Raw genomic sequence first — 24,556 nt, 5'->3', positions numbered from 1 at the left:
AAATCGGGACCGAAAACAGCCCCGGCCGGCACCGGCCGGGCAAATAGGAAGGACCCCGCCATGTCGATGCCAGAACCCGGCGCCGCCGCCCCCGACTTCACCCTGCCCCGCGACGGTGGCGGCACCATCGCGCTGTCGGACCTCAAGGGCAAACCCGTCGTCCTGTATTTCTACCCCAAGGATGACACCCCCGGCTGCACGAAAGAGGCGATTGCCTTCACCGACCATGCCTCCGCGTTTGAGTCCGCAGGCGCGGTGGTGATCGGGGTATCCAAGGACAGCGTCAAGAAACACGACAAGTTCCGCGACAAACACGGGCTTTCGGTGATCCTTGCCTCGGACGAAGAGAGCGACACCTGCGAACGCTATGGCACATGGGTCGAAAAGAACATGTACGGCAAGACCTACATGGGCATCCAGCGGGCCACCTTCCTGATCGGCGCGGACGGGCAGATCGCCCGGGTCTGGCCCAAGGTCAAAGTCCCCGGCCACGCCGAAGAAGTGCTTGAGGCGGTGCGCTCGCTCTGACTTTTAGCCTTGAATTCCCTCAATAATATTTCCAATCTGACCCTTTCAACGAAGGGAGATTTGTTGAGCATGTTGAGAGAATTGGCCTTGGAGGACACAGGCAACAAGGATTTGGGAACTGGCCTGATTGTAGCCGCAACGGTATTCGCGGTGATCAAGTTCGGGTCTCCGAAACCCAGTGGGCAACGGTCTGTGACACCGCAGCAGCTAGAAGAGCTGCGGTCCGAGATCGCGAAGGTTCAGCAGGATGTGGAGGACGTGAAGGCCCACGTCTTTGCCGTGCTGGACGAGGAGACGGCCAGGGTCTTTGCAGCCGATGTCTACGGTGTCGGCGAGGCAGTCCGCGCCTGGACCGAGACCGGGGACCCGACTTTTGCCAAAGGGGCCCTGAGTTTGGTCGAGGCGCTGGACTATCGTTTTGTAGGGACACTGCGGAACCCGCCGGATTTCATGACCGACGAAACCAAGGTGGTTCTTGGGAAGCTGTTCATCCGCCACAATGCATTCCGCTTGGCTATCCACGCCGCCAGCGGGCTACAGCATTGGTCAGATGCACATTCGGAATCGCTTGTCGCCGCGCTTCCGGAAATCGGCGACACACTTCTGACGGCGCAAACGGCGCTCAGGACAGCGGACTACAGCCTGTGCCTTGGCGAACGAAGCTACGTCACGACCCCGTCTGCCGGTGGCGGTGAACCGGGGGAGGTGATTTACAGCCAGCCCTATGGCCTGAGCCACAAAGGCAGTGCCTGCGAGATTTTGGGAACCGCGGGCTGGAGTGTTGACACCTATGCGGGTGACAGCACAAGTGCTGGTCTGGCTCGGGCGGAGGCGAAGGAATTCGCAAAGGTCCGCAAGGTCGTGGCCGAGGAGATCAGGGCGCGCAGCAAAGTGAAAGCAACTGCGGATCTTGAAATTGAACTCGACTACCTGAGCAAACTCGCGTCCGCACAGGGGTGACGAACAAACGCAGGCTGGGGGGCGCGGGCGGCAAGGACTTGACCGGCCGCCCCCCGACTGGGCAGAAGGCGGGTCATGACACAGACCCTTGCCCAGATGGCCGAAGAGGTGCTGCGCACCGCCGATGGCCGCGAAAAGACCGCCCTGTCCCGCCGCCATGCCGCCCGCTGGTTTGCCGCGCGCGATGCGGGCACCCCGATCCCGGTGGGCACCGCGACCCCGCCAGACCAACCGGCCCGTCCCGACCGGCCAGAGTTGCTGCCGCCCCGTGACGTGCCCCGCCGCCGCCCCGGCAGCCCGCAGGGCCGGATCGCCCTGTTGCACGCCGTTGCGCATATCGAACTGAACGCGGTTGACCTGCATTGGGACATCATCGCGCGGTTTTCGGAGACCCGCCTGCCGATCGGGTTCTATGACGACTGGGTGAAGGCCGCGGACGAGGAATCCAAGCATTTCAACCTGATCTGCGATTGTCTGAACCGGCTGGGCAGCCACTATGGCGCCCTGCCCGCCCATGCGGGCATGTGGCGCGCGGCCGAGGACACGGCAACCGACCTGATGGGCCGTCTGGCCGTTGTCCCGATGGTGCTGGAGGCGCGGGGCCTGGATGTGACCCCCGGCATGATCGACATCTTCCGCAGGGCGGGCGACGCGGCGGCGGTCGAGGCGCTTGAAGTTATTTATGCCGAAGAGGTGCACCACGTCGCCTATGGGTCCAAGTGGTTTCATTTCCTCTGCGGCCGCCACGATCTGGACCCGAAAGACGCCTTCCACGATCTTGTCCGCACCTATTTTCATTCGACGCTGAAGCCCCCCTTCAACGAGGAGAAGCGGGCCGAGGCCGGACTGCCCCCGGATTTCTACTGGCCGCTGGCCGAGGAGACGCCAGCGAAGGGCCGCGCGCCCTAGGCAGAATACCGCCCAGACAGCGGCCCTCCGGGGTCTAGCTGTGCAAATTTGCTCAAAAATCTTGCGACCGGGCGAAGTGGAGGCTAACACCCTTCGGGACGCACCCGGCAGATGGGCCGGAGTGTCGAAAACGGGATGGACGGGACCGGGCAGTTGAAGTCACGACTGATCAAGAAAATTCATGACGCGCTGGAACGCCGGTTCCCTGAAAAGCGCCTGTTCTTGCGGTCTGACGCGGAAACCCGGTTCATCCGGCTGAAGCCTGAAACCCAGCTTGTGATCTGGACCGGTGGCACCCTGCTTGTCGCCTGGACCATCATCGCAACCGCGATCCTTTTGATGGATTCGATCGGCGCCGGGAACTTCCGGGCGCAGGCGCAGCGCGACCAGATGGTGTACGAAGACCGGCTGAACGCGCTGAGCGAGGAACGCGACATGCGCGCCGATGAGGCCGCCGCCGCACAGGCCCGGTTCAGCTCTGCCCTTGAACAGATTTCGGCGATGCAGTCGGAACTCCTGGCCTCCGAAGATCGGCGGCGCGAGTTGGAAACCGGGATCGAAGTGATTCAGGCGACGCTGCGGCGCACGATGCAGGACCGGCAGGCGCTTGAGTCAGAACTTGAGGAAATCACGCTGGCCATCGAAAACGGTGAGGGCGCAGTGCCGGGCATCGTAGGCGACAGCGAACTGACCTCGACCGTCGATATCCTTGCCGATGCGCTGTCCAAGACAGCCGCTGAACGCGACCAGATCGAAGCGGACGCGCAAGAAGCCCTGCAAACCGCCGCCGACATGCAGCTTGAATTGCGCCTGCTTCAGGACCGCAACGACGAGATCTTCCGGCAGCTGGAAGAGGCGATGCTTGTCTCGGTCGAACCGCTGGACAACATGTTCCGCGCCGCCGGGATGGACCCGGATCGGCTGATTGATCAGGTGCGCCGGGGCTATTCCGGACAGGGCGGGCCCTTGATGCCGATCCAATTCTCGACCCGCGGCGAAGAACCGGATGCCGATACGCTGCGCGCCAATCAGATCCTTGGAGCGATGGACCGGATCAACCTGTACCGGATCGCCGCCGAACAGCTTCCTTTCGATATCCCGGTGCGGTCCAACTACCGCTTCACCTCTGGGTTCGGTCAGCGTTGGGGCCGCCTGCATGCTGGCACCGATATGGCCGGTCCGGTGGGCACGCCCGTCTACGCCACCGCCGACGGCGTTGTGGTCCATGCCGGGTGGTCGTCGGGCTATGGTCGCCTGATCAAGATCCGCCACGAATTTGGCATCGAAACCCGCTATGCGCATCTTAACGCCATTCGGGTCGAAGTCGGCCAAAGGGTCTCGCGCGGGGACCGGATCGGTGATATGGGGAATTCCGGACGTTCGACCGGACCTCATCTACACTACGAAGTTCGCGTCGATGGTGAACCTGTCAATCCCATGATCTATATAAGAGCTGGACGAGATGTTTTCTAAGAGCAAAATCAACGAGCCGGGGCCGAAGGCATCCGAAACAGAAACCCCTGCCGCGCCGGTGACGTCTTCCGCGACGATCCCGCCCGCAGATTTCAAATCCTCTGCGCCGAAGTCGAAACCGGCGCCGTCGATCCTGTCGTCGGACCTGACGATCAAGGGCAACCTGAAGACCACCGGCGACATCCAGATCGAAGGTCAGGTCGAAGGCGACATTCGCGCCCACCTGCTGACCGTCGGTGAAACCGCCACCGTCAAGGGCGAAGTCATTGCCGATGACGTGGTCGTTAATGGCCGCATCGTGGGCCGTGTGCGCGGCCTGAAGGTGCGCCTGACCTCGACCGCACGCGTCGAAGGCGACATCATCCACAAGACCATCGCGATCGAAAGCGGCGCCCATTTCGAAGGCTCCGTGCAGCGTCAGGACAACCCGCTGGACGTGAACGGTGGCAAGTCCAAGGCAGCCGCCGCCGACAAGGCCGACTGATCACGCGATCATCCCAATGCATTTCGGGCGCCCCTTGGGCGCCCGTTTTCGTTTCCAAAGCGTCTGACGAAATACCCAAAGCAACAAGCATCACCTAACGCGTTGAAATCTTGGATTTCAGGCAGCGCTAGGTGATTCAGGTTTTTCGCATGACGCTTTATTCCGGGTGTTCCAGCGCGCGCCGGTAAAGATGCCATGTGGCATGGCCCAATATCGGCAGCACCACGATAAGCCCCAGAAACCACGGGATCAACGCGATGATGGACAGCACCGCGATGATCACCGCCCAGACCAGCATGACCGGCAGGTTTTCGGACACCACCCGGATCGACAGCAGCATGGCCGAGATGAAATCGACCTCTTTCTCAAGGAGCAGCGGAAGGCTGGTCAGCGTCATGGCGAACAGAAGGAAGGCCAGCACCGCGCCGACCCCCAATTCAACCGCGATCATGGTCAAACCGTTCGGCGTCAGGAACACCTCATAGCTTGAGGAGATATTGGTCATTGTGGACAGGCCCATGAAGACCGCGAACAGCATATGGGCGAGGAAAGTCCAGAACAGGAAGTAGATCACGATGATCGCCCCCATCCAGGGGATCTGCCGGGTGCGTTCCTGCCAGACCACGCCAAGGATGTCGGACCAGTTCAGCGGCAACCCCGCCTCTAGCCGCCGGGAAACTTCGTACAGGCCAACTGCCGCGAAAGGCGCGGCCAGAGGGAAGCCAAGCGAGGTGGCCAGAACCCATGTCACATGGCCCGCAGACAGCCACAGCATCCCGAACCCGCCCAGAACATAGACGGCCGAAAAGAACAGCCCGAACTGTGGCGCGGCGCGAAAGTCCCGTACCCCGGCCTTCAGGCAATCTCGGATATCTGCCAGCCTGACCATGCGGGTCGCAGGCAAGGGGCTGGGCGGCGGGCCCGCTTCTGTCAGGATGTCGGTCATGCATTCCTCCGTTGGAATATATGACCACCCGACAGGGGGCACCTGTCAAGCCTGACGCGCGTGAAGACTGCGGCTTAGTCCTCGGCCGTGGCTTCGGCCCGGCTTTTGCCGGACACCCCATGGGCCAGCGTGGCGGCCATGAACGGGTCCAGCGCCCCGTCCAGCACGCCCTGCGTGTCGCTGGTTTCATGCGCAGTCCGCAGGTCTTTGACCATCTGGTAGGGTTGCAACACGTAAGACCGGATCTGGTTGCCCCAGCCGGCCGACCCCTTGGCCTCGTGCGCGGCGTTGATATCCGCCGTCCGCCGATCCAGTTCCATCTGGTACAGACGCGATTTCAGGGCCTTCATCGCGATATCGCGGTTCTGGTGCTGCGACTTTTCCGAACTGGTCACCACGATCCCGGTGGGCAGGTGGGTGATCCGCACGGCGGAATCGGTGGTATTCACGTGCTGCCCGCCCGCGCCCGACGACCGGTAGGTGTCGATGCGGATGTCGGACGGGTTCACTTCAATCTCGATATTGTCGTCCACGACCGGATAGACCCAGACGGACGCGAAAGAGGTTTCGCGCGTGCCCTTGCCGAACGGGGAAATGCGGACCAGCCGATGCACGCCGCTTTCGGATTTCAGCCAGCCATAGGCGTTGGGCCCCGAAATCTTGTAGGCGCAGGATTTGATCCCGGCCTCGGCGCCCGCTTCTTCCGACTGAAGTTCCACCTTGTAGCCGCGTTTTTCGGCCCAACGGACATACATCCGTTGCAGCATCTGCGCCCAGTCGCAGGCCTCGGTCCCGCCTGCACCGGCGTTGATTTCAAGGAAGGTGTCGTTGCCGTCAGCCTCGCCGTCCAGAAGCGCCTCCAGCTCCTTTTCGGCGGCCTTGGCCTGAAGCGCCTTCAGCGCGGCCTCGGCCTCTGTCACCACCTCAGTGTCGTCTTCCATCTCGCCCAGTTCGATCAGGTCGATATTGTCCTGAAGCTCTTGCTTGATGGATTTGTAGCCGGTGATGGAATCGACCAGCATCTGCCGGTCGCGCATCAGCTTTTGCGCCGCCTCCGGATCGTTCCACAGGTTCGGGTCCTCGACACGGGCGTTGAATTCTTCCAGCCGGTATTCCGCCGTTTCCCAATCCATCCGCTGGGCCAGCAGGTTAAGCGACTTTTCAATGGCCGTGACGATATTCTGGGTTTCAGCGCGCATGGGTCTTCCGGGTGTTGGTTCGAAGGGGGTGATAGCCCGCCCCGACCGGACGGGCAAGCGGCGGCGTCAGTAAAGCCCGCCGGACGACAGCGTGCCAAAGCTGGCCTTCGGCCCCACGGTCGCGGTGCCGCCGTCCGAGGTGGTGACCTGACGACCAGCCTGCGGCACCTCGTCAAACAGCGGCAGATCGGCGGCCATGGCAAAGCCCCCGTCGAACATGATGCCGAACACCGGTTCCTCGCCCGCGCGGAAACATTCGCTGACGACATTCGGCCCGCCTGCATCGTTGGGCAGACGCGCACCGGTGTAACGGTCGATCTTGATGAACTGGCAATCCTCGGGAACGTTGAAGGGGCCACCGCCGAACCGGGCCACCGCCTCGGTCATGAATTCCTGGAACACCGGGCCGCACATGCCGCCGCCCGAGGCACCGGGCATCCGCCGGGGCGTGTCATAGCCGATGTAGCAGCCCGCCACGATGTTCGACGTGAAGCCGACAAACCAGACGTCCTTGGAATCGTTGGTTGTCCCGGTCTTGCCCGCGGTCGGAACCGGCAGGTTGACCGACCCGCTGGCCGTGCCGCGCTGCACCACCCCCTGCATCATCGAGGTCAGCTGATAGGCGGTCACCGCGTTCATGATCCTGTCGCGGTTCGACACGACCGCCGGGGCCTGACCTTCGGGCAGGTTCAACAGAGAACAGTCCGGGCAGTCGCGCTGGTCATGCCGATAGACCGTGTTGCCCAGACGGTCCTGAACGCGGTCAACCAGTGTCGGCTCGACCCGCTCGCCGCCGTTGGCAAACATCGCATAGGCGGCGACCATCTTGAACAGGGTGGTTTCCTCGGACCCGAGCGAAGCCGACAGGAAGGCGTTCATGTTGTCGTAGACGCCGAACCTTTCGGCATATTCGGCGACGACATCCATCCCCACCTCTTGCGCCAGACGCACGGTCATCAGGTTTCGCGACTGTTCGATACCGGTTCGCAGCGGGGTCGGCCCGTAGAACTGGTTCGATGCGTTAGTCGGGCGCCAGATGCCCGCACCGGTCTGAATCTCGATGGGGGCGTCAACCACGATCGTCGCGGGGGAATAGCCGCTGTCCAGCGCGGCGGCATAGACGAAGGGCTTGAAACTGGACCCGGGCTGCCGCTGGGCCTGCGTGGCGCGGTTGAACACCGAATGCTGGTAGGAAAAGCCCCCCTGCATCGCCAGAACCCGGCCGCTGTTCACATCCATCGCCATGAAGCCGCCCTGCACCTCGGGCACCTGCCGTAGGGTCCAGTGATCGAACGACCCGCCCGATGTCGCCTCGCTCACGTGGATCACGTCGCCGACGCTGAAATTGTCGAACAGATTGCCCGAGAACCAGCCGGTGTCAGACCGGGGAACGGTGTTTCCGCGCGGATCGTCCAGAGCGATGTCCTCGATCCCGATGACAAGCTGCTGGTCCTGCACTTCCAGCACCACCGCCGGATGCCACTGTCCATCCAGCGTCACGTCGCGGGGCACCTGCGTGGAAGCGAGCGCGGCGCGCCAGCCCTCTTCGGTCGCAAGGGCCTCGGCCTCGATCGATTTGCCGGTGCCGGTCCAACGCCCCTGCCCCCGGTCGAACCGTTCCAGCGCCCGTTGCAGTGCGTGGGCGGCGGTCACCTGAAGATCGGGGTCAATGGTGGCGCGGATCGACAGACCGCCGGTAAAGAACTCTTCCTCACCGAAGTTGCGGCTCAGCTGGCGGCGAATTTCGTCGGTGAAATAGTCGCGTGGCGGCAGGGCCGACCGGAAACTTTCAATATCGCCCGACTGCACGGTCAACAACGGCAAGGCCTGCTGTTCGGCGGCAACCTCGGGCGTGATATAGCCATCTTCGGCCAGACGCCGCAGCACGTAGTTCCGGCGCGACACCGCGTCGTCATACTGGCGCACGGGGTGCAGGTTGCCGGGCCGCTGCGCGAGGGCGGCAAGATAGGCCGCCTCTGCCGGGATCAGCTCTGCCAGCGGTTTGTTGAAATAGGTTTGCGCGGCGGCGGCGACCCCATAGGAATTCTGACCAAGGAAGATTTCGTTGAGGTAAAGTTCAAGGATCTGGTCCTTGTCCATCGCCCGTTCGATCCGCACTGCAAGGATCAATTCCTTGATCTTGCGTTCCACCGTCCGGTCCGCCGACAGAAGGAAGTTCTTCATCACCTGCTGGGTGATGGTCGACGCCCCACGCAGGTCTTCGCCCCGGCTTTGCACCGCCTCGACAAAGGCGGCCGCGATGCCACGGATGTCATAGCCCGGGTGGCTGTAGAAATTCTGATCTTCCGCCGAGACGAAGGCGAATTTCACGATATCGGGAATCTCTTCGGCCGGGGTGAACAGGCGGCGTTCGACGGCGAATTCGTCGATGATCTGGCCCTCGCCGGAATAGATACGGCTGATGGTCTTGGGGGTGTATTGCGACAGCACCTCATGGCTGGGCAAGTCACGGCCATACATATAGAAAATGGCGCCCAGCGTCAGGGCGGCCATGCCAAGGCCAAGGGTTGCCATCGAGAAAATGGCCCCGAAGAAGGACAGGATGAAACGCAGCACCGATATCGCCTTGCTCTGATCTGGTCCGCTTATATGGGGACCGGCGGGCAAGGTCAAAAGGCGATGGGCCCGGATCGGCTGGTTTGCGCCAGTTTTCGCACGGCCCCGTCACACCCCATTGCACCCATCCCCGGCGCCGGTGCAGATGCCCGCATGAGCACCCCCGACCTGATCCTGCCCACCTACGAATCTCACGGCCCCGATTGGGCGAAAAGCCGGGATCGCAGTCTTGTGGAAAAGCGCTGGCTGGATCGGATGATTGCCCATACGCCGCTGCATTCCTCGCGGCGGCGGGTGCTGGACCTGGGCTGCGGATCGGGCCGCCCGATCGCGCAATACCTGTCGGAACGCGGGCTGACCGTCACCGGGGTTGATGGGGCTGCGGCCATGATTGCGCTGTTTCGGCAGGCCCTGCCGCGGGCGCGGGCGATTCACGCCGATATGCGCGGGCTTGCCCTTGGCGAACCCTTCGATGCGATCCTTGCCTGGGACAGCTTTTTCCACCTGTCCGCGCGGGACCAGCGGGCGATGTTTTCCACATTTGCAAGCCACGCCGCCCCCCGCGCTGCGCTGATGTTCACCTCTGGCCCCGAGGAGGGCGAAGAAATTGGCAGTATTGCAGGCGAACCGGTTTATCACGCCTCTCTGTCACCCGATGATTACCGGGCGCTTCTGACGAAGGCAGGGTTCGAAGTGGTGGATTTCAAACCGCAAGACCCCGAATGCGGCGGCCGCACGGTCTGGCTGGCGCGGTTCACTGACGAATAAGGGCCGCGCGCGCCTGTTCCTCTGCGGCCCAGCTTTGCAGGGCCGCAACGATCCCCGACACGATCTTGGCCCGGCCTTCTGGCAGGGTCAGCGCGGCGCGGTCGTCCGTGTTGGACAGAAACCCCGCCTCGATCAGGACCGATGGGAAATCCGCCGCCGTCAGCACCGCCAGCATCGCCTCGCGCCGGGGACGGCTGTTCAGCGTCGCGCCGGATTGGCGCAGTCCGGACACCAGCGCCGTGGCCAGCCTGTCCGTGCGCGGCGCGGTTTCCAGCCGGGCAAGGTCCATCAGCACTGTCGCAACCGTGTCATCCTGCCCCGACAGGTCCAACCCGGCCAGAAGATCGCCCCGATCATGCCGTTCCGCCATCCGGGCCGAGGCGCGGTCCAGCGCCTCTTCGGTCAGCGTATAGACCGACGCCCCCTGCGCCGCGTCGGTTTCCAGCGCATCCGCGTGCAGCGAGATCAGCACATCCGCCCCGACCTGCCGGGCCACGGTCATCCGCGCCTCCAGCGGGACAAAGCTGTCGTCCGTCCGGGTCAGGATCGCGCGCATGGTGCCGGACCGGTTGATCGCCTCGGCCAGATCCAGACCAAGGCGCAGCATCAGGTCCGCCTCTTGCAGCCCGTCGCGTTCGGCGCCGGGGTCGATGCCGCCGTGGCCGGGGTCCACCACCACGGTCAGGACACCGGGTTCGGCGGGGTCCGGGGCCGGCAAGGTCGGGTCCGCAAGGGTCAGCGCCGCCCATTCCGGCCCTTCGGGCGGGGCACCGCTGGCCGCCACGAACTCTGCCTCGGTGACGCGGTGCAGGGCCACGGTCAGATGGGCCGTTCCGTCCACCTCGGACACGCGCATCCCGGCAGTGTCGATGGCAAAGGGGCCGGTCAGGTCCAGCACCAGCCGGGACCAACCGGGGCGCAGGGTGCCGAACCGCAGGTCGCTGGCCCCGACCCTGCCCTGAAGCAGGGTTTCGGCCGTCGCGCCGCGCCAATCCACCTCACGGAAGTCAAGGACCAGCCGGGCGGGATCAGTCAGGGTAAACGCCCGCCACGGAACCGGCTGTGACAGGAACAGGTCCACCTCTGGCCCGGCCCGGGTATCGCGCACCGCGCTTTGGCCCACGTCCAGCCGCGCGAGCGCCGTCAGGTCCTGCGCCTGCCCCAGACCGGGCAGCACCAGCGCAAGGATCAGGGCCAGTGCGCGGATCATGTCCGGCCTTTCATGAAGGCCTGCAACCGGTCCAGACCTTCGACGATGTCCGCCGTGGCCCGCGCATAGGAAAACCGCAGCCAGCGGTGGCCCCGGTGCGGATCGAAATCCAGCCCCGGCGTGACCGCGACCCCGGCCTGATCAAGGATCTCCTTGGCAAACCCCAGCGCGTCGTCGGTATAGTCAGACACATCCGCATAGACATAAAACGCCCCATCGGGCGGCGCGATCCGGGTGAACCCGGCCTTCGGCAACCCCTCGAGCATCAACCGGCGGTTTTCGCGGTAAACGGCGGCATTGGCCTCCAGCTCTGCCGTGCAGTCCATCGCGTGAAGCGCCAACCGCTGCGCCGCGTGCGAGGGGCAGATAAACAGGTTTTGCGCCAACCGTTCGATGGTGCGGACATGCGCCTCGGGGACCACCATCCAGCCGACCCGCCAGCCCGTCATCGAAAAATACTTGGAAAAGGAATTGATGACATAAACATCGTCGGTGACCTCAAGCGCGGTCACCGGGCTGACCTCTCCGACCCCGTGGTAGATCTCGTCCGAGATGAACGCGGTTCCATGCGCCGAACAGGCCGACGCCAGCGCGGCAAGGTCATCCCGGCCCAGCATGGTGCCCGTGGGATTGGCGGGCGAGGCGACGATCAGCCCGTCAAGATCATGGGTGGCCACATCCGCCGGGACCGGCTGAAACCGCGTGTCCATATGGGTCGGGATGCCGACGGGCTGCATATCCATGGATTTCAGGATCTGCCGGTAGGACGGGTAGCAGGGTTCGCCCAGACCCACCCGCGCGCCCGTATCGAACAGCGCGGTGAAGGCAAGGATGAACGCGCCCGAGGCCCCGGCGGTGATGACCACCCGTTCCGGGTTCAGGTCGACGCCATACCAGTCCTTGTAATGCCCGGCGATGCGGGCGCGCAGCTCTGGCAGACCTAGGGCCACGGTATATCCCAGCGGCCCATGGGCCATGTCGGCGGAAAGCCGCTGTAGCGCTTCACTCGGGGCGCCGGTGCCCGGCTGGCCCACTTCCATATGGATAATATGACGTCCGGCGGCCTCGGCCTGCCGCGCCTGTTCCATCACATCCATGACGATGAAGGGATCGACCTCGCCGCGCCTTGAGTTCCGCACCTGACCGCCTCATTCTGGTTTCTTGTATCTTACCCCTGTCTTGCCCGTAGGAGGCTTGGCCCGTCAATGCACCTTTCCCCCTTCAAGCTGATCCTTGCCGCGTTTTTCTGGGCGGTGACGGTGGCGCAGCCTGTCCGCGCGGCCTCGCTTCTGCGCGATCCGGATATCGAACACGCGTTGTCGGAACTGGCCCGGCCGATCCTTCTGGCCGCCGGTCTGTCGCCCTCCAACACGCGCATCCTTGTCGTCGATGACCGGTCGCTGAACGCCTTCGTCATCGACGGACGGGCGATCTTTCTCCATTCTGGGTTGATCCTGAAACTGGAAAGCGCGGCGCAGCTGCAATCGGTCATCGCACACGAGGCCGCGCATATCGCCAACGGGCATATTGCCCGGCGCGGGGCCAATATCCGCAACGCGCAGACGGCGGCGGGGCTGGGCGTGGCGCTGGCCATCGCCGCGGCGGCCTCGGGCAATGCGGACGCGGCGGCGGGGATCGCGGCGGGCACGGCGGGATCGGCCCAGCGGGTCCTGTTTTCCCACACCCGCGCCGAGGAATCCGCCGCCGACCAATCCGGCCTGCGGTTCATGCTGGCCGCCGGGGTCGATGGTCAGGCCGCGGTCGAGGTGCTGGACATCTTCCGGGGGCAAGAGGCGCTGTCGGTCGGGCGGCAAGACCCCTATGTCCGGACCCATCCGCTGACCAGCGACCGGATGCGGCAGTTGCGCGGACTGGTGGCCGCCAATACCGGGCGGGCCGCCGACAGCACCACCGCCGATTACTGGTTCGCGCGGGCGCAGGGGAAACTGTCGGCCTTTACCCAGAACTCCAACTGGACCCTGCGCCGGGTGCGCGGAAACACCGACCTCATCAGCCAGATGCGGGCCGCCATCGCGCTGCATCGCAAGCCCGACCGCGACGGGGCGATCCGGGCGATCAACCAGCTTGCCGCCGCCTACCCCAATGATCCCTTCATCGCGGAATTGCAGGGGCAGATCCTGCTGGAAAACCGGCAGTTCGCGGCGGCGGTCAATGCCTACGGGCGGGGGGTGAACCTTGCCCAGAACAATGCGCTGATCCTTGGCGGCTACGGGCGGGCACTGTTGACGCTGGACACCGCCGATGGCGACGCGCGGGCGCTGCAGGCCTTGCAGCGGGCGCGCGACCGCGATGGGCAGGACGCCCGGGTGCTGCGGGATCTGGCACAGGCCCATGCCCGCGCCGGGCAACCGGGACTTGCCTCGCTGGCCATCGCCGAACGCTATGCGCTCATGGGCCGGATGTCCGATGCGGCACTCCACGCGGGCCGTGCGGCGGATCAGCTTCCTCGCGGAAGTGTGGGTTGGCAGCGGGCGCAGGATGTGCTTGTTGCTGCGGAACAATTGACACGGAGATGACATGCTGAAACGCCTTTTCGCCCCCGCTGCCCTTGCCCTTGGTCTTCTGGCCGGGTCGGCCAGTGCCTTTGACATGGCCACGATGACCGACGAGGAACGCGCAGCCTTCCGCGACGAAGTGCGGGCCTATCTTCTGGAAAACCCCGAGGTTCTGATGGAGGCGATCGCCGTCCTGGAAGACCGTCAGGCCGTGGCCGAGGCGCAGGCCGACGAGGATCTTGCCCGCGCCAATGCGGACGCCCTGTTCAACGACGGGTTCTCCTGGGTCGGCGGCAACCCCGAGGGCGACATCAGCCTTGTCGAGTTCATGGATTATCGCTGCACCTACTGCAAACGCGCCTTCGAAGAGGTCGAGGCGCTGGTCGCGCAGGATGGCAACATCCGCTTCATCCTGAAGGAATTCCCGATCCTTGGCGAACAGTCGGTCCTGTCGTCGCGCTTCGCGGTCGCGGTGCATCAGTTGCATGGCGACGATGCGTATAAGAACGTGCATGACGCGCTGATGCAGGTGCGGGGCGATATCACCGCCGACAGCCTTGTGCGGCTGGCCGAGACCTTTGGACTGGAGCCTGACCCGATCCTTGAGCGGATGACCAGTGACGAGGTCACGCGGGTGCTGGAAGAGAACCGGCTGCTGGCCCAACGGCTGAACATCTCGGGCACCCCGACCTTCGTGATGGATGACCAGATGCTGCGCGGCTACGTGCCGCTGAACGTGATGCAGCAATACGCCGCCTCGCTGCGGGCCGATGGCTGACCATCCGATGCCCTGAAACGCAGAAAGGCGGGCCCTAGCCCGCCTTTCTTGTCTTTGGTTGGCCGATCAGTAGTTGAACTGGAAATGCGCCCCGTCGCCGATTTCTAGGACGCCCTTCGGTTTGTCCGTCCTGGGGGCAAAAGGTTAGGCACGAATGTCCAACAGCTGCGGCGCTACGCCCTGAGGTCAAACCCCGAAGCCGCAAGCAGGTCTTGACCGGAAACCGGTTCCAGTCTGGGCCGACGCTCGCCGCGTTCATAGGCCGGCATATCGAAATCCGCCTTCCCATCCCGGTCCAACGCCCAAAAGTCGCAATGAGTGTTGAACTGGCTGACCAGATCCGCGAATTCCGCCTTGTCGATCCGGCTCGATCCGTCTTCCGCGAAGCTCCAGACACCCGCATTCATGGCCGCGATGTAGGTTTCGATCATTGAGCCAAGAGTATCGAATGCTGGATAGCGAACATCGCTATTCGGAGACCGAGTTGCTGTAAGGACATAGCTATGTCCAATCGGCGAAAGTGTCAGGTCTGGTGCACTGACCGATTGACAGAGAGCGATCTCGTCGCAAAGAGGGAAAGGTGTTCGCAACTTCGAGGTCCTATTTATGATCTTCAGAATGTCCGACGCATGCCAAAAGAACGGACCAAAGAAATTGCCCAGTCCCTGCCACATGGTCTGGGGCGGTTCGGCACCATCATACCGTTCGTAGAGCAGGAACAGGTCCTCCGGCACCCAATCCGCAAGGGACTCGATCATCGCCCTCCGGCGCGGGTCAGGGCGCTTTCGCTTGGCATATTTCGCAATCGGGCGTCCCCGTTCCCGGTGCATCGCGATGAGGGTTTCAAGCTGATCGATTAAATCACTCATTTCGCCTCGGAACTCGCGGCGGCCTCCAGCTCGGCCGCTTTCTTTTCGACCTCTTCGACGATGTGGTCGATCATCCGGTCGTTGGACATCTTGTGGCTTTGCTTGCCCGCCAGATAGACCATGCCCGACCCGGCCCCGCCGCCGGTAAAGCCCACGTCGGTCATCAGCGCCTCTCCGGGCCCGTTGACGACGCAGCCGATGATCGACAGGCTCATCGGGGTCTTGATATGGGCCAGCCGGTCTTCCAGCGCCTCGACCGTCTTGATCACGTCGAACCCCTGCCGGGCGCAGGAGGGGCAGGAAATGATATTCACGCCCCGGTGCCGCAGACCCAGCGACTTCAGGATCTCATAGCCGACCTTCACCTCTTCCACCGGATCAGCGGAGAGGCTGACGCGGATCGTGTCACCGATCCCCATCCACAACAGGTTGCCCAGCCCGATGGCCGATTTGATGGTGCCGGTCATCAGCCCCCCGGCTTCGGTAATCCCAAGGTGGATCGGGGCGTCCGTCGCCTCGGCCAATTCCTGATAGGCGGCGGCGGCAAGGAACACGTCAGACGCCTTCACGCTGATCTTGAATTCGTGAAAATCGTTGTCCTGCAGGATCCTGATGTGATCCAGCCCGCTTTCGACCATCGCCGCCGGACAGGGTTCGCCGTATTTGTCCAGAAGGTGCTTTTCCAGACTGCCGGCGTTCACCCCGATCCGGATCGAACAGTTGTGGTCGCGGGCGGCCTTGATCACCTCGCGCACCCGGTCCGGGCTGCCGATATTTCCGGGGTTGATCCGCAGGCAGGCCGCGCCCGCCTCTGCCGCCTCGATCCCCCGGCGATAGTGGAAATGGATATCCGCCACGATTGGCACCGGGCTTTCCGCAACGATCTCTTTCAATGCCTTAGAGGAGGCCTCGTCCGGGACCGAGATGCGGACGATGTCCGCCCCGGCCTCGGCCGCCGCCTGCACCTGCGCGATGGTAGCCTTTACATCCGTGGTCAGCGTGTTGGTCATCGTCTGCACGGAAATCGGCGCATCCCCCCCGACCGGCACGTTGCCCACCATGATCTGGCGGCTTTTGCGGCGGTCGATGTTGCGCCAGGGGCGGACGGGGTTGTGGGTCATCGGGGCGTCCTGAATGGTGGCCGAAACTGTCCGCGCATAGGTAAGCCGCCCCGGGGCCAAGGGCAACAGGCGCGGGCGCGGATTGTCAGGGATCAGTCGGTGGTGACTTCGGCCACATTGACCACGGCGGCAAGGTCGGCGTCGCCGCTCAGGTCCGCCACCTGGTAAGCGGTGGTCAGATTGTCGACCGACAGTGCCAGGTTCGAGGTGATTGTGCCGGTGTCCCCGGCGGGGCCGTAGTGGACCCCGTTGACCGCGAAATAGATCGCCCCGGATTCGCCGACGCGCAGGGTCGCGGGTTCCTCGGTCTGGGCGAGGTCATAAGTGGCGCCGGCCTCCATGATTCCTTCGTAGATCACGGTGCCATCGGCGGACCGGACCCGGACCCAGGCCGGGCGCACGGCGACGATCTGCACCTCGGGCACCGGCCCGTCGGTAACGCGCACCGGGCTGCCTTCGGCCACATCGGTGGGCAGAACGGCCAGATCGGTGGCGAACTCGGCCGCCTCGGGGGCGAAACTGCCGATCGAGGCCGGATCAAGGGTCGAGATCGGACCATCGCGGCTGACCAGAACCGGCACGTCCAGCGCCTGCGGACGGTAAAGCCGGTCCAGCGCCTCGGTCGAGGGCGGGGTAAAGACGGCGACCGCGTCGCCTGCACCCGCGCCACCGGCCAGCGGGTCCACATCGGCCACCACAACGGGGGCCTGTTCCACCGGGGCGAACTGAACCTTCTGGACTTCCTGCAACACGGTCCAGGCACCAAAGCCCAGCCCGCCGATCAGCAGGACCAGCACGAGAACGGACCCGACCGCGCCCGGCTCTACATGCGACAGCAAGGCGTCCTTGCCGGGGGCAAAGGGCGTGGCGGGGGTTGCGAATATATCCGCGTCGCCGCGGTTTCCCAGCCGTTCTTCACGCGTCGGCCGGACCGAAGAAGCCGCCGCCGACATGCCATGCGCCGTGGAAAATCCGCTTTCCTTGCAGAAGGTCGCAAATGCCTGATCCGGATCCATACCCAGATAGCGGGCGTAGGACCGCACATAGCCCGCGATGAAACCGGGGGTATCAAAGGCCGACGGGTCGGCGTTTTCGATAGCTGCGATATAAGCGGCCTTGATTTTCAGCTCGCGCTGAACGTCCAGCAGGCTCTTGCCCAGGGTCGCCCGCTCACCGCGCATGAGGTCCCCAAGACGCAGCTCGTAGGCATCGAACCCTTTGGGTTCAACTTCCTCGACGGCTTGCTTGCGCTTGAAGCCCTTCAAAATCATCCGGCTGTCCCAAACTGCCCAATTTGCCTCTGCGCAATGGGAATCGATTCGAGTTTTCCCAAGCGCTTTAATTGCGCCTAGCATACACCAAAACCGGGCGCACCCGCCGAAAAATCTTAACCCGCCATTTCGGCGCGATTCAGCGCACAATGGGACCAGAGCGCGTCCATCGCCTTGATCAGCTTGTCGATCTCGCCCGGCCCGTGGACCGGCGACGGGGTGAAGCGCAGCCGCTCTGTCCCGCGCGGGACGGTGGGGAAATTGATCGGCTGCACGTAGATGCCGAACTGATCCAGCAGCATGTCCGACAGCTTTTTGGTATGCACCGGATCGCCGACGATCACCGGAACGATATGGCTGCCGTGGTCGATGATCGGCAGGCCAAGGCCCTTCAGCCGCAGCTTCAGAACCGCAGCCGCCTCTTGGTGCCGGTCCCGGATCGACTGGTCTTCCTTCAGAACCCGGATCGACGCCGCCGCCCCTGCCGCCACAACCGGCGGAAGCGAGGTGGTGAAGATGAAGCCCGGCGCGTAAGACCGCACCGCGTCACACATTTTCGCACTGGCCGCGATATAGCCGCCATGCACGCCAAAGGCCTTGCCCAGCGTGCCATTGATGATGTCGATCCGGTCCAGAAGACCGTCGCGTTCGGCAACGCCACCGCCGCGCGGGCCATACATGCCGACCGCGTGCACCTCGTCCAGATAGGTCAGCGCGCCGAATTCGTCGGCCAGATCGCACAGGGCCTCGATCGGGCCGAAATCGCCATCCATCGAATAGACGCTTTCAAAGGCGATCAGCTTGGGCGCGGCCGGGTCGTCGGCTTCCAGCTTGGCCCGCAGGTCGGCCAGATCGTTATGCTTGAAAATGCGCTTGGCCCCGCCATTGCGGCGAATGCCTTCGATCATCGAGGCGTGGTTCAATTCATCCGAGTAGATGATCAGCCCCGGAAACAGCTTGGGCAGGGTGCTCAGCGTCGCGTCATTGGCGATATAGGCCGAGGTGAACAGCAGCGCCGCTTCCTTCTGGTGAAGGTCAGCAAGCTCTGCCTCCAGCCGCTTGTGATAGACGGTGGTGCCGGAAATGTTGCGCGTGCCGCCCGACCCGGCACCGGTCGCTTCCAGCGCCTCTGCCATGGCCGACAGGACCGCCGGGTGTTGCCCCATGCCAAGGTAATCATTGCCGCACCAGACGGTGATATCCTGCTTGGATCCGTCAGGCCGGGTCCAGACCGCATGGGGGAAATGCCCGCGCTTGCGCTCGATATCAATGAACGTGCGATAGCGGCCTTCCGAATGCAGCCGGTCCAGCGCGGCGTCAAGCTGGGCGTTGTAATCCATGGGTCGTCCTTGCAGCAGCCTCTTTGGCGCGAGGGGCCAAAGGTGTTTCAAGGGTCATATAACCCCATGCCCCCTGTCGCAATACGCTACAATTTGCCGCCCCTTCCGCATAATCGCACAGGGTTTGCCATGGACAGTGGCCACAAGGGGCGTAACCTGCCCCCAAATTCAAACAAACACGGAGCCCCTGACATGAGCCTCGATCAGGTATTGTCGCGTATCGACACCGATCTGGACGCCGCCATCGACCGGTTGATGACCCTTCTGCGGATCGAATCTATCTCGACCGACCCGGCCTATAAGGCAGAGTGCGACAAGGCCGCCGACTGGCTGGTGGCCGACCTGCAATCCATGGGCGTCGATGCGCAAAAGCGTGTCACGCCCGGCCACCCCATGGTGGTGGGCCACGTACGGGGGGACGGTCCGCATCTTCTGTTCTACGGCCATTATGACGTGCAGCCCGTGGACCCGCTGAACCTGTGGAAGACCCCGCCGTTCGATCCCCGGATCGAAGACACCCCGAACGGCAAGGTCATCCGGGGGCGCGGATCGTCCGATGACAAAGGCCAGTTGATGACCTTCGTCGAGGCCTGCCGCGCCTGGACCGCCGTCAATGGCACCCTGCCCTGCTCGATCACCTTCTTCTTTGAGGGCGAAGAAGAATCGGGCTCGCCCTCGCTCATCCCTTTCATGAAGGACAACGCCGAAGAGCTGACCAGCGACATCGCCCTGATCTGCGACACCTCCATGGTCTCGCCCGGCGTGCCGTCCATTGCCTCGCAACTGCGGGGGATGCTGAAGGATGAATTCACCATCCACGGCCCCAGGATCGACCTGCATTCGGGGCATTATGGCGGCCCCGGCCTGAACCCGCTGAAGGAAATCGCCCGCATCGTCGCCTCGTTCCATGATGATACGGGCCGGGTTGCGGTCGAGGGGTTTTATGACGGTGTCCACGAGGTCCCGGCAGAGATCCTGCGTCAGTGGGAGAACTCGGGCTTCGACGAAGCCACCTACCTCAACTCCGTCGGCTACAGCCGCCCCCATGGCGAGGCGGGCTATTCCACGCTGGAACAGCAATGGTCGCGCCCCACGCTCGAGGTGAACGGGCTCTGGGGCGGATATCAGGGGGCCGGGTCCAAGACCGTGATCCCGGCAGAGGCGCATTGCAAGATCACCTGCCGGCTGGTGGGCGACATGGACCCCGACGACCTGCGGGTCAAGGTGCGCAAGCATGTCGAAGACCGGCTATCGCCGGATGCGCGCGTGACCTGGGACAACGATCTGGAAGGGGCGCCCGCATCGGTCATGAATACCGACCGGCCCGAGTTTGAACTGGCGCGGCAGGCCCTGTCCGATGAATGGAACCGCGAGGCGGTGCTGGTCGGCATGGGCGGGTCGATCCCGATCGCCGGCTACTTCAAGACGATCCTCGGGATGGACGCCATGTTGATCGGTTTCGCCAATGACGACGACGCCATCCACAGCCCGAACGAAAAATACGACGTCCAGAGTTTCCACAAGGGCATCCGCAGCTGGGCGCGGGTGCTGGACGCCCTGTCGCGCTAATCGTCACCGGCAAATGAACTGCGCGGTCAGGCCCCCTGGCCGCGCAACACTTCCCGCAGCCCCTTGGCAATCAACAAAAGCCACGGTGCGCCATGCATCAGCAAGTCAAAGATATCGACCGGACGCGACAGCGTTCCGGCCACCAGCATCTTCAGCTTTTCCCAGATATGCGGCTCCGGAAAGAACGGCGCCAGCCCAAGCGTCAGGGCGGCGATGATGACGATATTCCACGGGATTTGATCAAGAAACTGCACGGGACCCTCCTGTCAGCAGTCCAAACATATTCCATTTTACAAATATAACAAGCCCGAGACCACGCAGAGGTGTTCTGGTCTTTCATCGTCCATCGGGAGGGGAAAGTGGCGCGGTTGACGGGGCTCGAACCCGCGACCCCCGGCGTGACAGGCCGGTACTCTAACCAACTGAGCTACAACCGCGCATACGTCTGCGTCGGGCAAGAAAGACAGTGGCGCGGTTGACGGGGCTCGAACCCGCGACCCCCGGCGTGACAGGCCGGTACTCTAACCAACTGAGCTACAACCGCGTATCTGTCTTTCGGCCATTCGACCGAACGTGAGGCGCCTTCTACGGGCAGGCCCGCCCCCCGTCAAGCGCCGTTCGGCGCAATTTTCCGATTTTCCAACATACAAGAAAACCGTGCGTCAACACCGGCCCGGATTTGGTAAAATCCACTTGAATTCTCGGTGAGGCGTCCAACGACACTGTTGATCGGGAAATGCTAAGACGCTAGCGTGGCCGGCAGTTTTGATCACAAGTGCAGGGCACGCGGCACAGGCGCGCGGTCAACCTTTGCGGCGACCGCGCCTAGGGGCCAACTCGTTAACCTGAAAACACCGGAAAACAGATTACAGACCACTCGATGGACGAAACCGAACCCCAGCCCGTACTCATCCATCAAGTTGATCAAAAGATCCGCCGTTCGCCACGGTTTTGTCATGAAATGCGTCTGGTTGACATGTTTGGCAGGGTTCATCCGCTGTCCTTCGCCCAAATCTGGACCCTGATCTGCAACTGGCGAACTTTGGGGCTGGTCAGCCTCGTGGCCATCGCGATCTTTGGCACTAACCCGCATGGTTACAGGGGGCATATGCCCCTTCTCTACGAAGTGCTGATCTGGCAGGTCGCCGCAGGTCTCCTGGTGCTCAGCAAGCTACTGGTCTTTGCCTGCCTGTCGGCCCTGACCTACGGACGGCCAACGCCGAAAATCTACCTGCCAATTCTGACAACCGTGGAATTCACCGCCGTCTTCTTCGTGATGCTCTAGGCGCAAATGGGGTTGGTAGACGACAGTTACCGGTTCGATCACCTCACGGCCTTCCCTTTTCTTCTGATCACGCTTCTGATTGTCGAGGCATTGTTCATGCGGTTTCTTCTGTCGACCTTTGATCTGTCGCCGCACATCCCCCCTGCCGCCAAGCCGGACAACCAGGATGCCCCCGCAAGAACACCGGACATGTCTCCGCGCATGATTGAAGTCGGCGATCGCCGCATCCGGGTCGACAATCTGCGCTACATCGCGTCCGAGGAGCATTACCTGCGCGTCGTGACGAAACAGGAAACCCTCGTTCAACGCGCCAAGCTTGGAGATGTGATCGACCAGCTGCACGACAGCGACGGCGTCCGCCCGCACCGGTCCTGGTGGGTGTGCCGCCACGCCTGCCCCCGGCTGACACGCGACGGCGCACGTGCAACTATTCACCTGCCCGGCTTCGACCTTCCGGACCTTGCCGCAATTCCCGTCGCCCGCAGCCGCCTGCAACAGGTTCAGGACTGGTTCGATTTCCACATGGATTGGTAGCTGGGGAATGGTGGGTGGTGAGGGACTCGAACCCCCGACATCTTCGGTGTAAACGAAGCGCTCTACCAACTGAGCTAACCACCCGGCCCGCGCCGTTTAGCCGCTTCCGCCTGCCCCTGCAAGGGCCTGTGCGTCAGGGCCAAAGCACCTCGTGCGCCCCATCGCGGATACGGAACAGGCACCCCTGCCCGCCCGGCACGTCCATGAGATCGGCAAGGCTCATCCCCAGCGCCCGGGTTCGCAGGAAACGCGAGGTCATCCCGTGGGTGAACAGGACCGTCGGGCGGTTCAGCGACCCAAGGATCACCCCGGCCCGATCCCAAAGCGCGTCAAAGGATTCGCCGCCCGGAGCACGGGTGTATTTGTCGATGAAGCGCTCGTCTTCCGGCCCCGGCCATCTGCTGTCGATCTCATCTACGGTCAGACCTGCCCATGTCCCGACGTCGATTTCCCGCAAATCATGAACAACTTGCGCCGTGGCCCCGATCCCGACCAACGCAATCCGGGCGGTGTCGACCGACCGCCCTTGCGGGCTGGTCAGGAAGTTCCATCCGTCCGGGCCAATCCCCTCTCGGACAAGAATTTCACCCAAACCACGCGCCTGATCCTCACCTTTGGCCGTCAGGGGCGAATCAAGTCCGCCCTGCCAGCGGCCAGCGCGGTTCCATTCGGTTTGTCCGTGGCGGGCGATGATGATCTCGGGCAGGCTCATGCGCTTGGGATAGCCCGCCCGCCTGACCCCCGAAAGCAAAAACGCGCCCGGTCCGGACGCGTTTCAAAAGAAGAATGGTGGGTGATAAGAGATTCGAACTCCTGACATCTTCGATGTGAACGAAGCGCTCTACCACTGAGCTAATCACCCGTTGGCGGGTCTTTAGCCTTCCTCGCCCGTCTCTGCAAGGGGGTCTGATCCCGCTTTTTTCGGCCCCTGTTCGGGGATACGAACCCGGATCGTCGCGACCCGCGCGGTCCCAATATCCTTGGCTTTCACATGCTTGACCTTGCCCAGCGGCGGCAGGTTCAATTCCTCGCCCGCCCGTAACGAGGAGGCCAGCGCCGCAAGCACCGCATCGACCGCCGCGCGGGCGTCTTTCGGCTTCATCCCGCTCTCGGCCGCAACCTTTGCAACGAATTCCTTGCGTCCCAGCGGCTCGCCCGCCTCTGTCGGCGCAGAGGCGCCCACCACTTGCAGCGACGCGCCCTGCGGCTTTGCTGTCTTTGCCATTCTCGATGCCTGCCTTTCCATTCCGCTTTTCGCGACCGGTTTGCGCGATGTTGATCCGTGCAGGCGGGAAATGCCAGCGAAATCCTGTTCCGAAAGGCGGCATTCCCGCCGGGGCATGGAATGCCATGCTTGACCGTTGGGGTTGGACGGGCCACAGTTTCAGTATCATCAATACCGGTGGGCTGCCCAACGTCGCCGGAAGGAACAAAGGACATTAGACATGAAAAAATTCGCAATCTCTGCTTTCGCCCTTATCGGATCTGCCGGCGCGGCACTTGCCGGTGGCATGGCCGAACCCGTGATGGAGATGGCCCCGGTGATCGTGGAAGAGCAGGCTGGCTCCTCTTCTTCCGCTGGGCTGATCATTCCGCTGATCCTGATCGCGCTGATCGCGGCGGCGATGTCGTCCTCGTCGGAATCGACCAACATCAACTGACCCGTCCAAACCCCTTTTCTGATAGGTAGGAGTATTTCATGAAGAAAATCCTCGCGTCCGCCGCCGCCCTTCTGGGCACCGCCGGTGCCGCCCTCGCCGGTGGCATGGCCGAACCCGTGATGGAAATGGCACCCGTCATCGTGGAAGAGCAGGCTGGCTCCTCCTCTTCCGCCGGGTTGATCATCCCGCTGATCCTGATCGCGCTGATCGCGGCGGCGATGTCCAGCTCGACCGGGTCCGAAGATCTCTGATCCGCGAAGCAACGTTTGAAAGACTAGGAGACCAAGATGAAGAAAATCCTCGCGTCCGCCGCCACCCTTTTGGGCACCGCCGGTGCCGCCCTCGCCGGTGGCATGGCCGAGCCCGTGATGGAAATGGCCCCGGTGATCGTGGAAGAGCAGGCTGGCTCCTCCTCTTCCGCTGGACTGATCATTCCGCTGATCTTGATCGCGCTGATCGCGGCGGCGATGTCGTCCTCGACGTCCGATTCACTGCCCGAAACCTGATAGGTTCATCGCATTGACCTGAAAGACAAAAGGCGCGGTTTTCACCGCGCCT

Annotated in this window: 26 protein-coding genes and 4 tRNA genes; 14 read left to right on the top strand and 16 right to left on the bottom strand. The window is 63.2% G+C overall.

Annotated features, from left to right (window positions below; translation table 11 throughout):
- Positions 1–60: 60 nt before the first annotated feature.
- The 5 genes from bcp (at position 61) to EU803_RS06180 (ending at position 4,354) form a co-directional block, all read left to right on the top strand.
- Positions 61–528 (top strand): thioredoxin-dependent thiol peroxidase, encoded by a 468-nt coding sequence (bcp, locus tag EU803_RS06200; protein WP_129680870.1) that lies wholly within the window; start codon positions 61–63, stop codon positions 526–528.
- A gap of 9 nt (positions 529–537) precedes the next feature.
- Positions 538–1,488 (top strand): hypothetical protein, encoded by a 951-nt coding sequence (locus EU803_RS06195; RefSeq protein WP_129680868.1) that lies wholly within the window; start codon positions 538–540, stop codon positions 1,486–1,488.
- Between the two features lie 75 nt (positions 1,489–1,563).
- Positions 1,564–2,397 (top strand): ferritin-like domain-containing protein, encoded by an 834-nt coding sequence (locus tag EU803_RS06190; RefSeq protein WP_129680866.1) that lies wholly within the window; start codon positions 1,564–1,566, stop codon positions 2,395–2,397.
- Between the two features lie 153 nt (positions 2,398–2,550).
- On the top strand, positions 2,551–3,870 hold the full coding sequence (locus tag EU803_RS06185; protein ID WP_242494314.1) for a M23 family metallopeptidase: 1,320 nt from the start codon (positions 2,551–2,553) through the stop codon (positions 3,868–3,870).
- Entirely contained in the window at positions 3,860–4,354 is a 495-nt protein-coding gene (locus tag EU803_RS06180) for a polymer-forming cytoskeletal protein (protein ID WP_129680864.1), read from the top strand. Before EU803_RS06185 ends, EU803_RS06180 begins: the two co-directional genes overlap by 11 nt.
- Positions 4,355–4,511: 157 nt before the next feature.
- Here the strand turns inward: EU803_RS06180 and EU803_RS06175 are convergent, their stop codons facing one another.
- From EU803_RS06175 to EU803_RS06165, 3 genes are all read right to left on the bottom strand, one after another.
- Positions 4,512–5,300, bottom strand: a complete 789-nt coding sequence (locus tag EU803_RS06175; protein ID WP_129680862.1) for a DUF2189 domain-containing protein — start codon at positions 5,298–5,300, stop codon at positions 4,512–4,514.
- A 74-nt stretch (positions 5,301–5,374) separates the two neighbouring features.
- Positions 5,375–6,499, bottom strand: coding sequence for a peptide chain release factor 2 (gene prfB, locus EU803_RS06170; protein WP_129680860.1), 1,125 nt, complete (start codon positions 6,497–6,499; stop codon positions 5,375–5,377).
- A gap of 66 nt (positions 6,500–6,565) precedes the next feature.
- Complete coding sequence (locus EU803_RS06165) at positions 6,566–9,076, bottom strand: PBP1A family penicillin-binding protein (RefSeq protein WP_129680858.1); 2,511 nt, start codon at positions 9,074–9,076, stop codon at positions 6,566–6,568.
- Positions 9,077–9,229: 153 nt separating this feature from the next.
- On the opposite strand from EU803_RS06165, the gene EU803_RS06160 reads away from it, so the two are divergent.
- Positions 9,230–9,844, top strand: coding sequence for a class I SAM-dependent methyltransferase (locus tag EU803_RS06160; protein WP_129680856.1), 615 nt, complete (start codon positions 9,230–9,232; stop codon positions 9,842–9,844).
- On the opposite strand, the gene EU803_RS06155 is transcribed toward EU803_RS06160, so the two are convergent.
- Positions 9,831–11,054, bottom strand: a complete 1,224-nt coding sequence (locus EU803_RS06155; protein ID WP_129680854.1) for an N-acetylmuramoyl-L-alanine amidase — start codon at positions 11,052–11,054, stop codon at positions 9,831–9,833. The genes EU803_RS06160 and EU803_RS06155 overlap by 14 nt on opposite strands.
- The gene (locus tag EU803_RS06150) at positions 11,051–12,193 is read right to left on the bottom strand and encodes an aminotransferase class I/II-fold pyridoxal phosphate-dependent enzyme (protein ID WP_129680852.1); all 1,143 of its coding nucleotides are present in this window, start codon (positions 12,191–12,193) and stop codon (positions 11,051–11,053) included. The genes EU803_RS06155 and EU803_RS06150 overlap by 4 nt, the downstream gene beginning before the upstream one ends.
- A gap of 66 nt (positions 12,194–12,259) precedes the next feature.
- Between EU803_RS06150 and EU803_RS06145 the strand changes: the two genes are divergently transcribed.
- Entirely contained in the window at positions 12,260–13,591 is a 1,332-nt protein-coding gene (locus tag EU803_RS06145) for a M48 family metalloprotease (RefSeq protein WP_129680850.1), read from the top strand.
- 1 nt (position 13,592) lies between these two features.
- Positions 13,593–14,348: a DsbA family protein gene (locus tag EU803_RS06140; protein ID WP_129680848.1), complete on the top strand. Its 756-nt coding sequence runs from the start codon at positions 13,593–13,595 to the stop codon at positions 14,346–14,348.
- A 173-nt stretch (positions 14,349–14,521) separates the two neighbouring features.
- On the opposite strand, the gene EU803_RS18710 is transcribed toward EU803_RS06140, so the two are convergent.
- The 4 genes from EU803_RS18710 to hemA form a co-directional block, all read right to left on the bottom strand.
- A complete protein-coding gene (locus tag EU803_RS18710; protein WP_207209170.1) occupies positions 14,522–15,217 on the bottom strand; it encodes a hypothetical protein in 696 nt (231 codons plus the stop codon).
- Positions 15,214–16,338 (bottom strand): flavodoxin-dependent (E)-4-hydroxy-3-methylbut-2-enyl-diphosphate synthase, encoded by a 1,125-nt coding sequence (gene ispG / locus EU803_RS06130; RefSeq protein ID WP_129680844.1) that lies wholly within the window; start codon positions 16,336–16,338, stop codon positions 15,214–15,216. Before ispG ends, EU803_RS18710 begins: the two co-directional genes overlap by 4 nt.
- 92 nt (positions 16,339–16,430) lie before the next feature.
- A complete protein-coding gene (locus EU803_RS06125) occupies positions 16,431–17,609 on the bottom strand; it encodes a helix-turn-helix domain-containing protein (protein WP_129680842.1) in 1,179 nt (392 codons plus the stop codon).
- Positions 17,610–17,725: 116 nt separating this feature from the next.
- Complete coding sequence (hemA, locus tag EU803_RS06120) at positions 17,726–18,949, bottom strand: 5-aminolevulinate synthase (protein WP_129680840.1); 1,224 nt, start codon at positions 18,947–18,949, stop codon at positions 17,726–17,728.
- Positions 18,950–19,141: 192 nt separating this feature from the next.
- On the opposite strand from hemA, the gene EU803_RS06115 reads away from it, so the two are divergent.
- A complete protein-coding gene (locus EU803_RS06115) occupies positions 19,142–20,518 on the top strand; it encodes a M20/M25/M40 family metallo-hydrolase (RefSeq protein ID WP_129680838.1) in 1,377 nt (458 codons plus the stop codon).
- Between the two features lie 26 nt (positions 20,519–20,544).
- Here the strand turns inward: EU803_RS06115 and EU803_RS06110 are convergent, their stop codons facing one another.
- The 3 genes from EU803_RS06110 to EU803_RS06100 form a co-directional block, all read right to left on the bottom strand.
- On the bottom strand, positions 20,545–20,772 hold the full coding sequence (locus EU803_RS06110; RefSeq protein WP_129680836.1) for an RND transporter: 228 nt from the start codon (positions 20,770–20,772) through the stop codon (positions 20,545–20,547).
- Between the two features lie 106 nt (positions 20,773–20,878).
- Positions 20,879–20,955 (bottom strand) — tRNA-Asp (locus EU803_RS06105).
- 30 nt (positions 20,956–20,985) lie between these two features.
- A tRNA-Asp gene (locus EU803_RS06100) sits at positions 20,986–21,062 on the bottom strand.
- 336 nt (positions 21,063–21,398) lie between these two features.
- Between EU803_RS06100 and EU803_RS06095 the strand changes: the two genes are divergently transcribed.
- Positions 21,399–21,803, top strand: a complete 405-nt coding sequence (locus tag EU803_RS06095; RefSeq protein WP_129680834.1) for a hypothetical protein — start codon at positions 21,399–21,401, stop codon at positions 21,801–21,803.
- Positions 21,804–21,809: 6 nt separating this feature from the next.
- The gene (locus EU803_RS06090) at positions 21,810–22,337 is read left to right on the top strand and encodes a LytTR family DNA-binding domain-containing protein (RefSeq protein ID WP_129680832.1); all 528 of its coding nucleotides are present in this window, start codon (positions 21,810–21,812) and stop codon (positions 22,335–22,337) included.
- Positions 22,338–22,345: 8 nt separating this feature from the next.
- Here the strand turns inward: EU803_RS06090 and EU803_RS06085 are convergent.
- The 4 genes from EU803_RS06085 to EU803_RS06070 all read right to left on the bottom strand — a co-directional run bounded on the left by EU803_RS06085 (position 22,346) and on the right by EU803_RS06070 (position 23,562).
- Positions 22,346–22,421, bottom strand: a tRNA-Val gene (locus tag EU803_RS06085).
- Positions 22,422–22,470: 49 nt separating this feature from the next.
- Positions 22,471–23,049, bottom strand: a complete 579-nt coding sequence (locus EU803_RS06080) for a histidine phosphatase family protein (RefSeq protein WP_129680831.1) — start codon at positions 23,047–23,049, stop codon at positions 22,471–22,473.
- Positions 23,050–23,124: 75 nt separating this feature from the next.
- Positions 23,125–23,199 (bottom strand) — tRNA-Val (locus tag EU803_RS06075).
- A 12-nt stretch (positions 23,200–23,211) separates the two neighbouring features.
- Entirely contained in the window at positions 23,212–23,562 is a 351-nt protein-coding gene (locus tag EU803_RS06070; RefSeq protein WP_165352787.1) for an HU family DNA-binding protein, read from the bottom strand.
- Positions 23,563–23,782: 220 nt separating this feature from the next.
- Between EU803_RS06070 and EU803_RS06065 the strand changes: the two genes are divergently transcribed.
- From EU803_RS06065 to EU803_RS06055, 3 genes are read left to right on the top strand one after another with little or no spacing between them, the layout of a single operon-like run.
- Complete coding sequence (locus EU803_RS06065) at positions 23,783–23,998, top strand: hypothetical protein (RefSeq protein WP_129680827.1); 216 nt, start codon at positions 23,783–23,785, stop codon at positions 23,996–23,998.
- A gap of 38 nt (positions 23,999–24,036) precedes the next feature.
- Positions 24,037–24,249, top strand: a complete 213-nt coding sequence (locus EU803_RS06060) for a hypothetical protein (RefSeq protein WP_129680825.1) — start codon at positions 24,037–24,039, stop codon at positions 24,247–24,249.
- Between the two features lie 36 nt (positions 24,250–24,285).
- A complete protein-coding gene (locus EU803_RS06055; RefSeq protein WP_129680823.1) occupies positions 24,286–24,504 on the top strand; it encodes a hypothetical protein in 219 nt (72 codons plus the stop codon).
- Positions 24,505–24,556 lie beyond the last annotated feature (52 nt).

It is taken from the genome of Loktanella sp. IMCC34160 (assembly GCF_004145845.1).
Classification (GTDB): domain Bacteria; phylum Pseudomonadota; class Alphaproteobacteria; order Rhodobacterales; family Rhodobacteraceae; genus SELP01.
The sequence above is the reverse complement of the archived record's forward strand: the minus strand, read 5'-3'. Positions and strand labels throughout refer to the sequence as shown.

Bases quoted from the DNA above. Each gene is read 5' to 3' on its own strand.
- bcp (WP_129680870.1), top strand. From the start codon at position 61: ATGTCGATGCCAGAACCCGGCGCCGCCGCCCCCGACTTCACCCTGCCC.
- EU803_RS06190 (WP_129680866.1), top strand. From the start codon at position 1,564: ATGACACAGACCCTTGCCCAGATGGCCGAAGAGGTGCTGCGCACCGCC.
- EU803_RS06180 (WP_129680864.1), top strand. From the start codon at position 3,860: ATGTTTTCTAAGAGCAAAATCAACGAGCCGGGGCCGAAGGCATCCGAA.
- EU803_RS06175 (WP_129680862.1), bottom strand. From the start codon at position 5,300: ATGACCGACATCCTGACAGAAGCGGGCCCGCCGCCCAGCCCCTTGCCT.
- prfB (WP_129680860.1), bottom strand. From the start codon at position 6,499: ATGCGCGCTGAAACCCAGAATATCGTCACGGCCATTGAAAAGTCGCTT.
- EU803_RS06160 (WP_129680856.1), top strand. From the start codon at position 9,230: ATGAGCACCCCCGACCTGATCCTGCCCACCTACGAATCTCACGGCCCC.
- EU803_RS06155 (WP_129680854.1), bottom strand. From the start codon at position 11,054: ATGATCCGCGCACTGGCCCTGATCCTTGCGCTGGTGCTGCCCGGTCTG.
- EU803_RS06145 (WP_129680850.1), top strand. From the start codon at position 12,260: ATGCACCTTTCCCCCTTCAAGCTGATCCTTGCCGCGTTTTTCTGGGCG.
- EU803_RS06140 (WP_129680848.1), top strand. From the start codon at position 13,593: ATGCTGAAACGCCTTTTCGCCCCCGCTGCCCTTGCCCTTGGTCTTCTG.
- EU803_RS18710 (WP_207209170.1), bottom strand. From the start codon at position 15,217: ATGAGTGATTTAATCGATCAGCTTGAAACCCTCATCGCGATGCACCGG.
- ispG (WP_129680844.1), bottom strand. From the start codon at position 16,338: ATGACCCACAACCCCGTCCGCCCCTGGCGCAACATCGACCGCCGCAAA.
- EU803_RS06125 (WP_129680842.1), bottom strand. From the start codon at position 17,609: ATGATTTTGAAGGGCTTCAAGCGCAAGCAAGCCGTCGAGGAAGTTGAA.
- hemA (WP_129680840.1), bottom strand. From the start codon at position 18,949: ATGGATTACAACGCCCAGCTTGACGCCGCGCTGGACCGGCTGCATTCG.
- EU803_RS06115 (WP_129680838.1), top strand. From the start codon at position 19,142: ATGAGCCTCGATCAGGTATTGTCGCGTATCGACACCGATCTGGACGCC.
- EU803_RS06095 (WP_129680834.1), top strand. From the start codon at position 21,399: ATGGACGAAACCGAACCCCAGCCCGTACTCATCCATCAAGTTGATCAA.
- EU803_RS06090 (WP_129680832.1), top strand. From the start codon at position 21,810: ATGGGGTTGGTAGACGACAGTTACCGGTTCGATCACCTCACGGCCTTC.
- EU803_RS06080 (WP_129680831.1), bottom strand. From the start codon at position 23,049: ATGAGCCTGCCCGAGATCATCATCGCCCGCCACGGACAAACCGAATGG.
- EU803_RS06070 (WP_165352787.1), bottom strand. From the start codon at position 23,562: ATGGCAAAGACAGCAAAGCCGCAGGGCGCGTCGCTGCAAGTGGTGGGC.
- EU803_RS06065 (WP_129680827.1), top strand. From the start codon at position 23,783: ATGAAAAAATTCGCAATCTCTGCTTTCGCCCTTATCGGATCTGCCGGC.
- EU803_RS06060 (WP_129680825.1), top strand. From the start codon at position 24,037: ATGAAGAAAATCCTCGCGTCCGCCGCCGCCCTTCTGGGCACCGCCGGT.
- EU803_RS06055 (WP_129680823.1), top strand. From the start codon at position 24,286: ATGAAGAAAATCCTCGCGTCCGCCGCCACCCTTTTGGGCACCGCCGGT.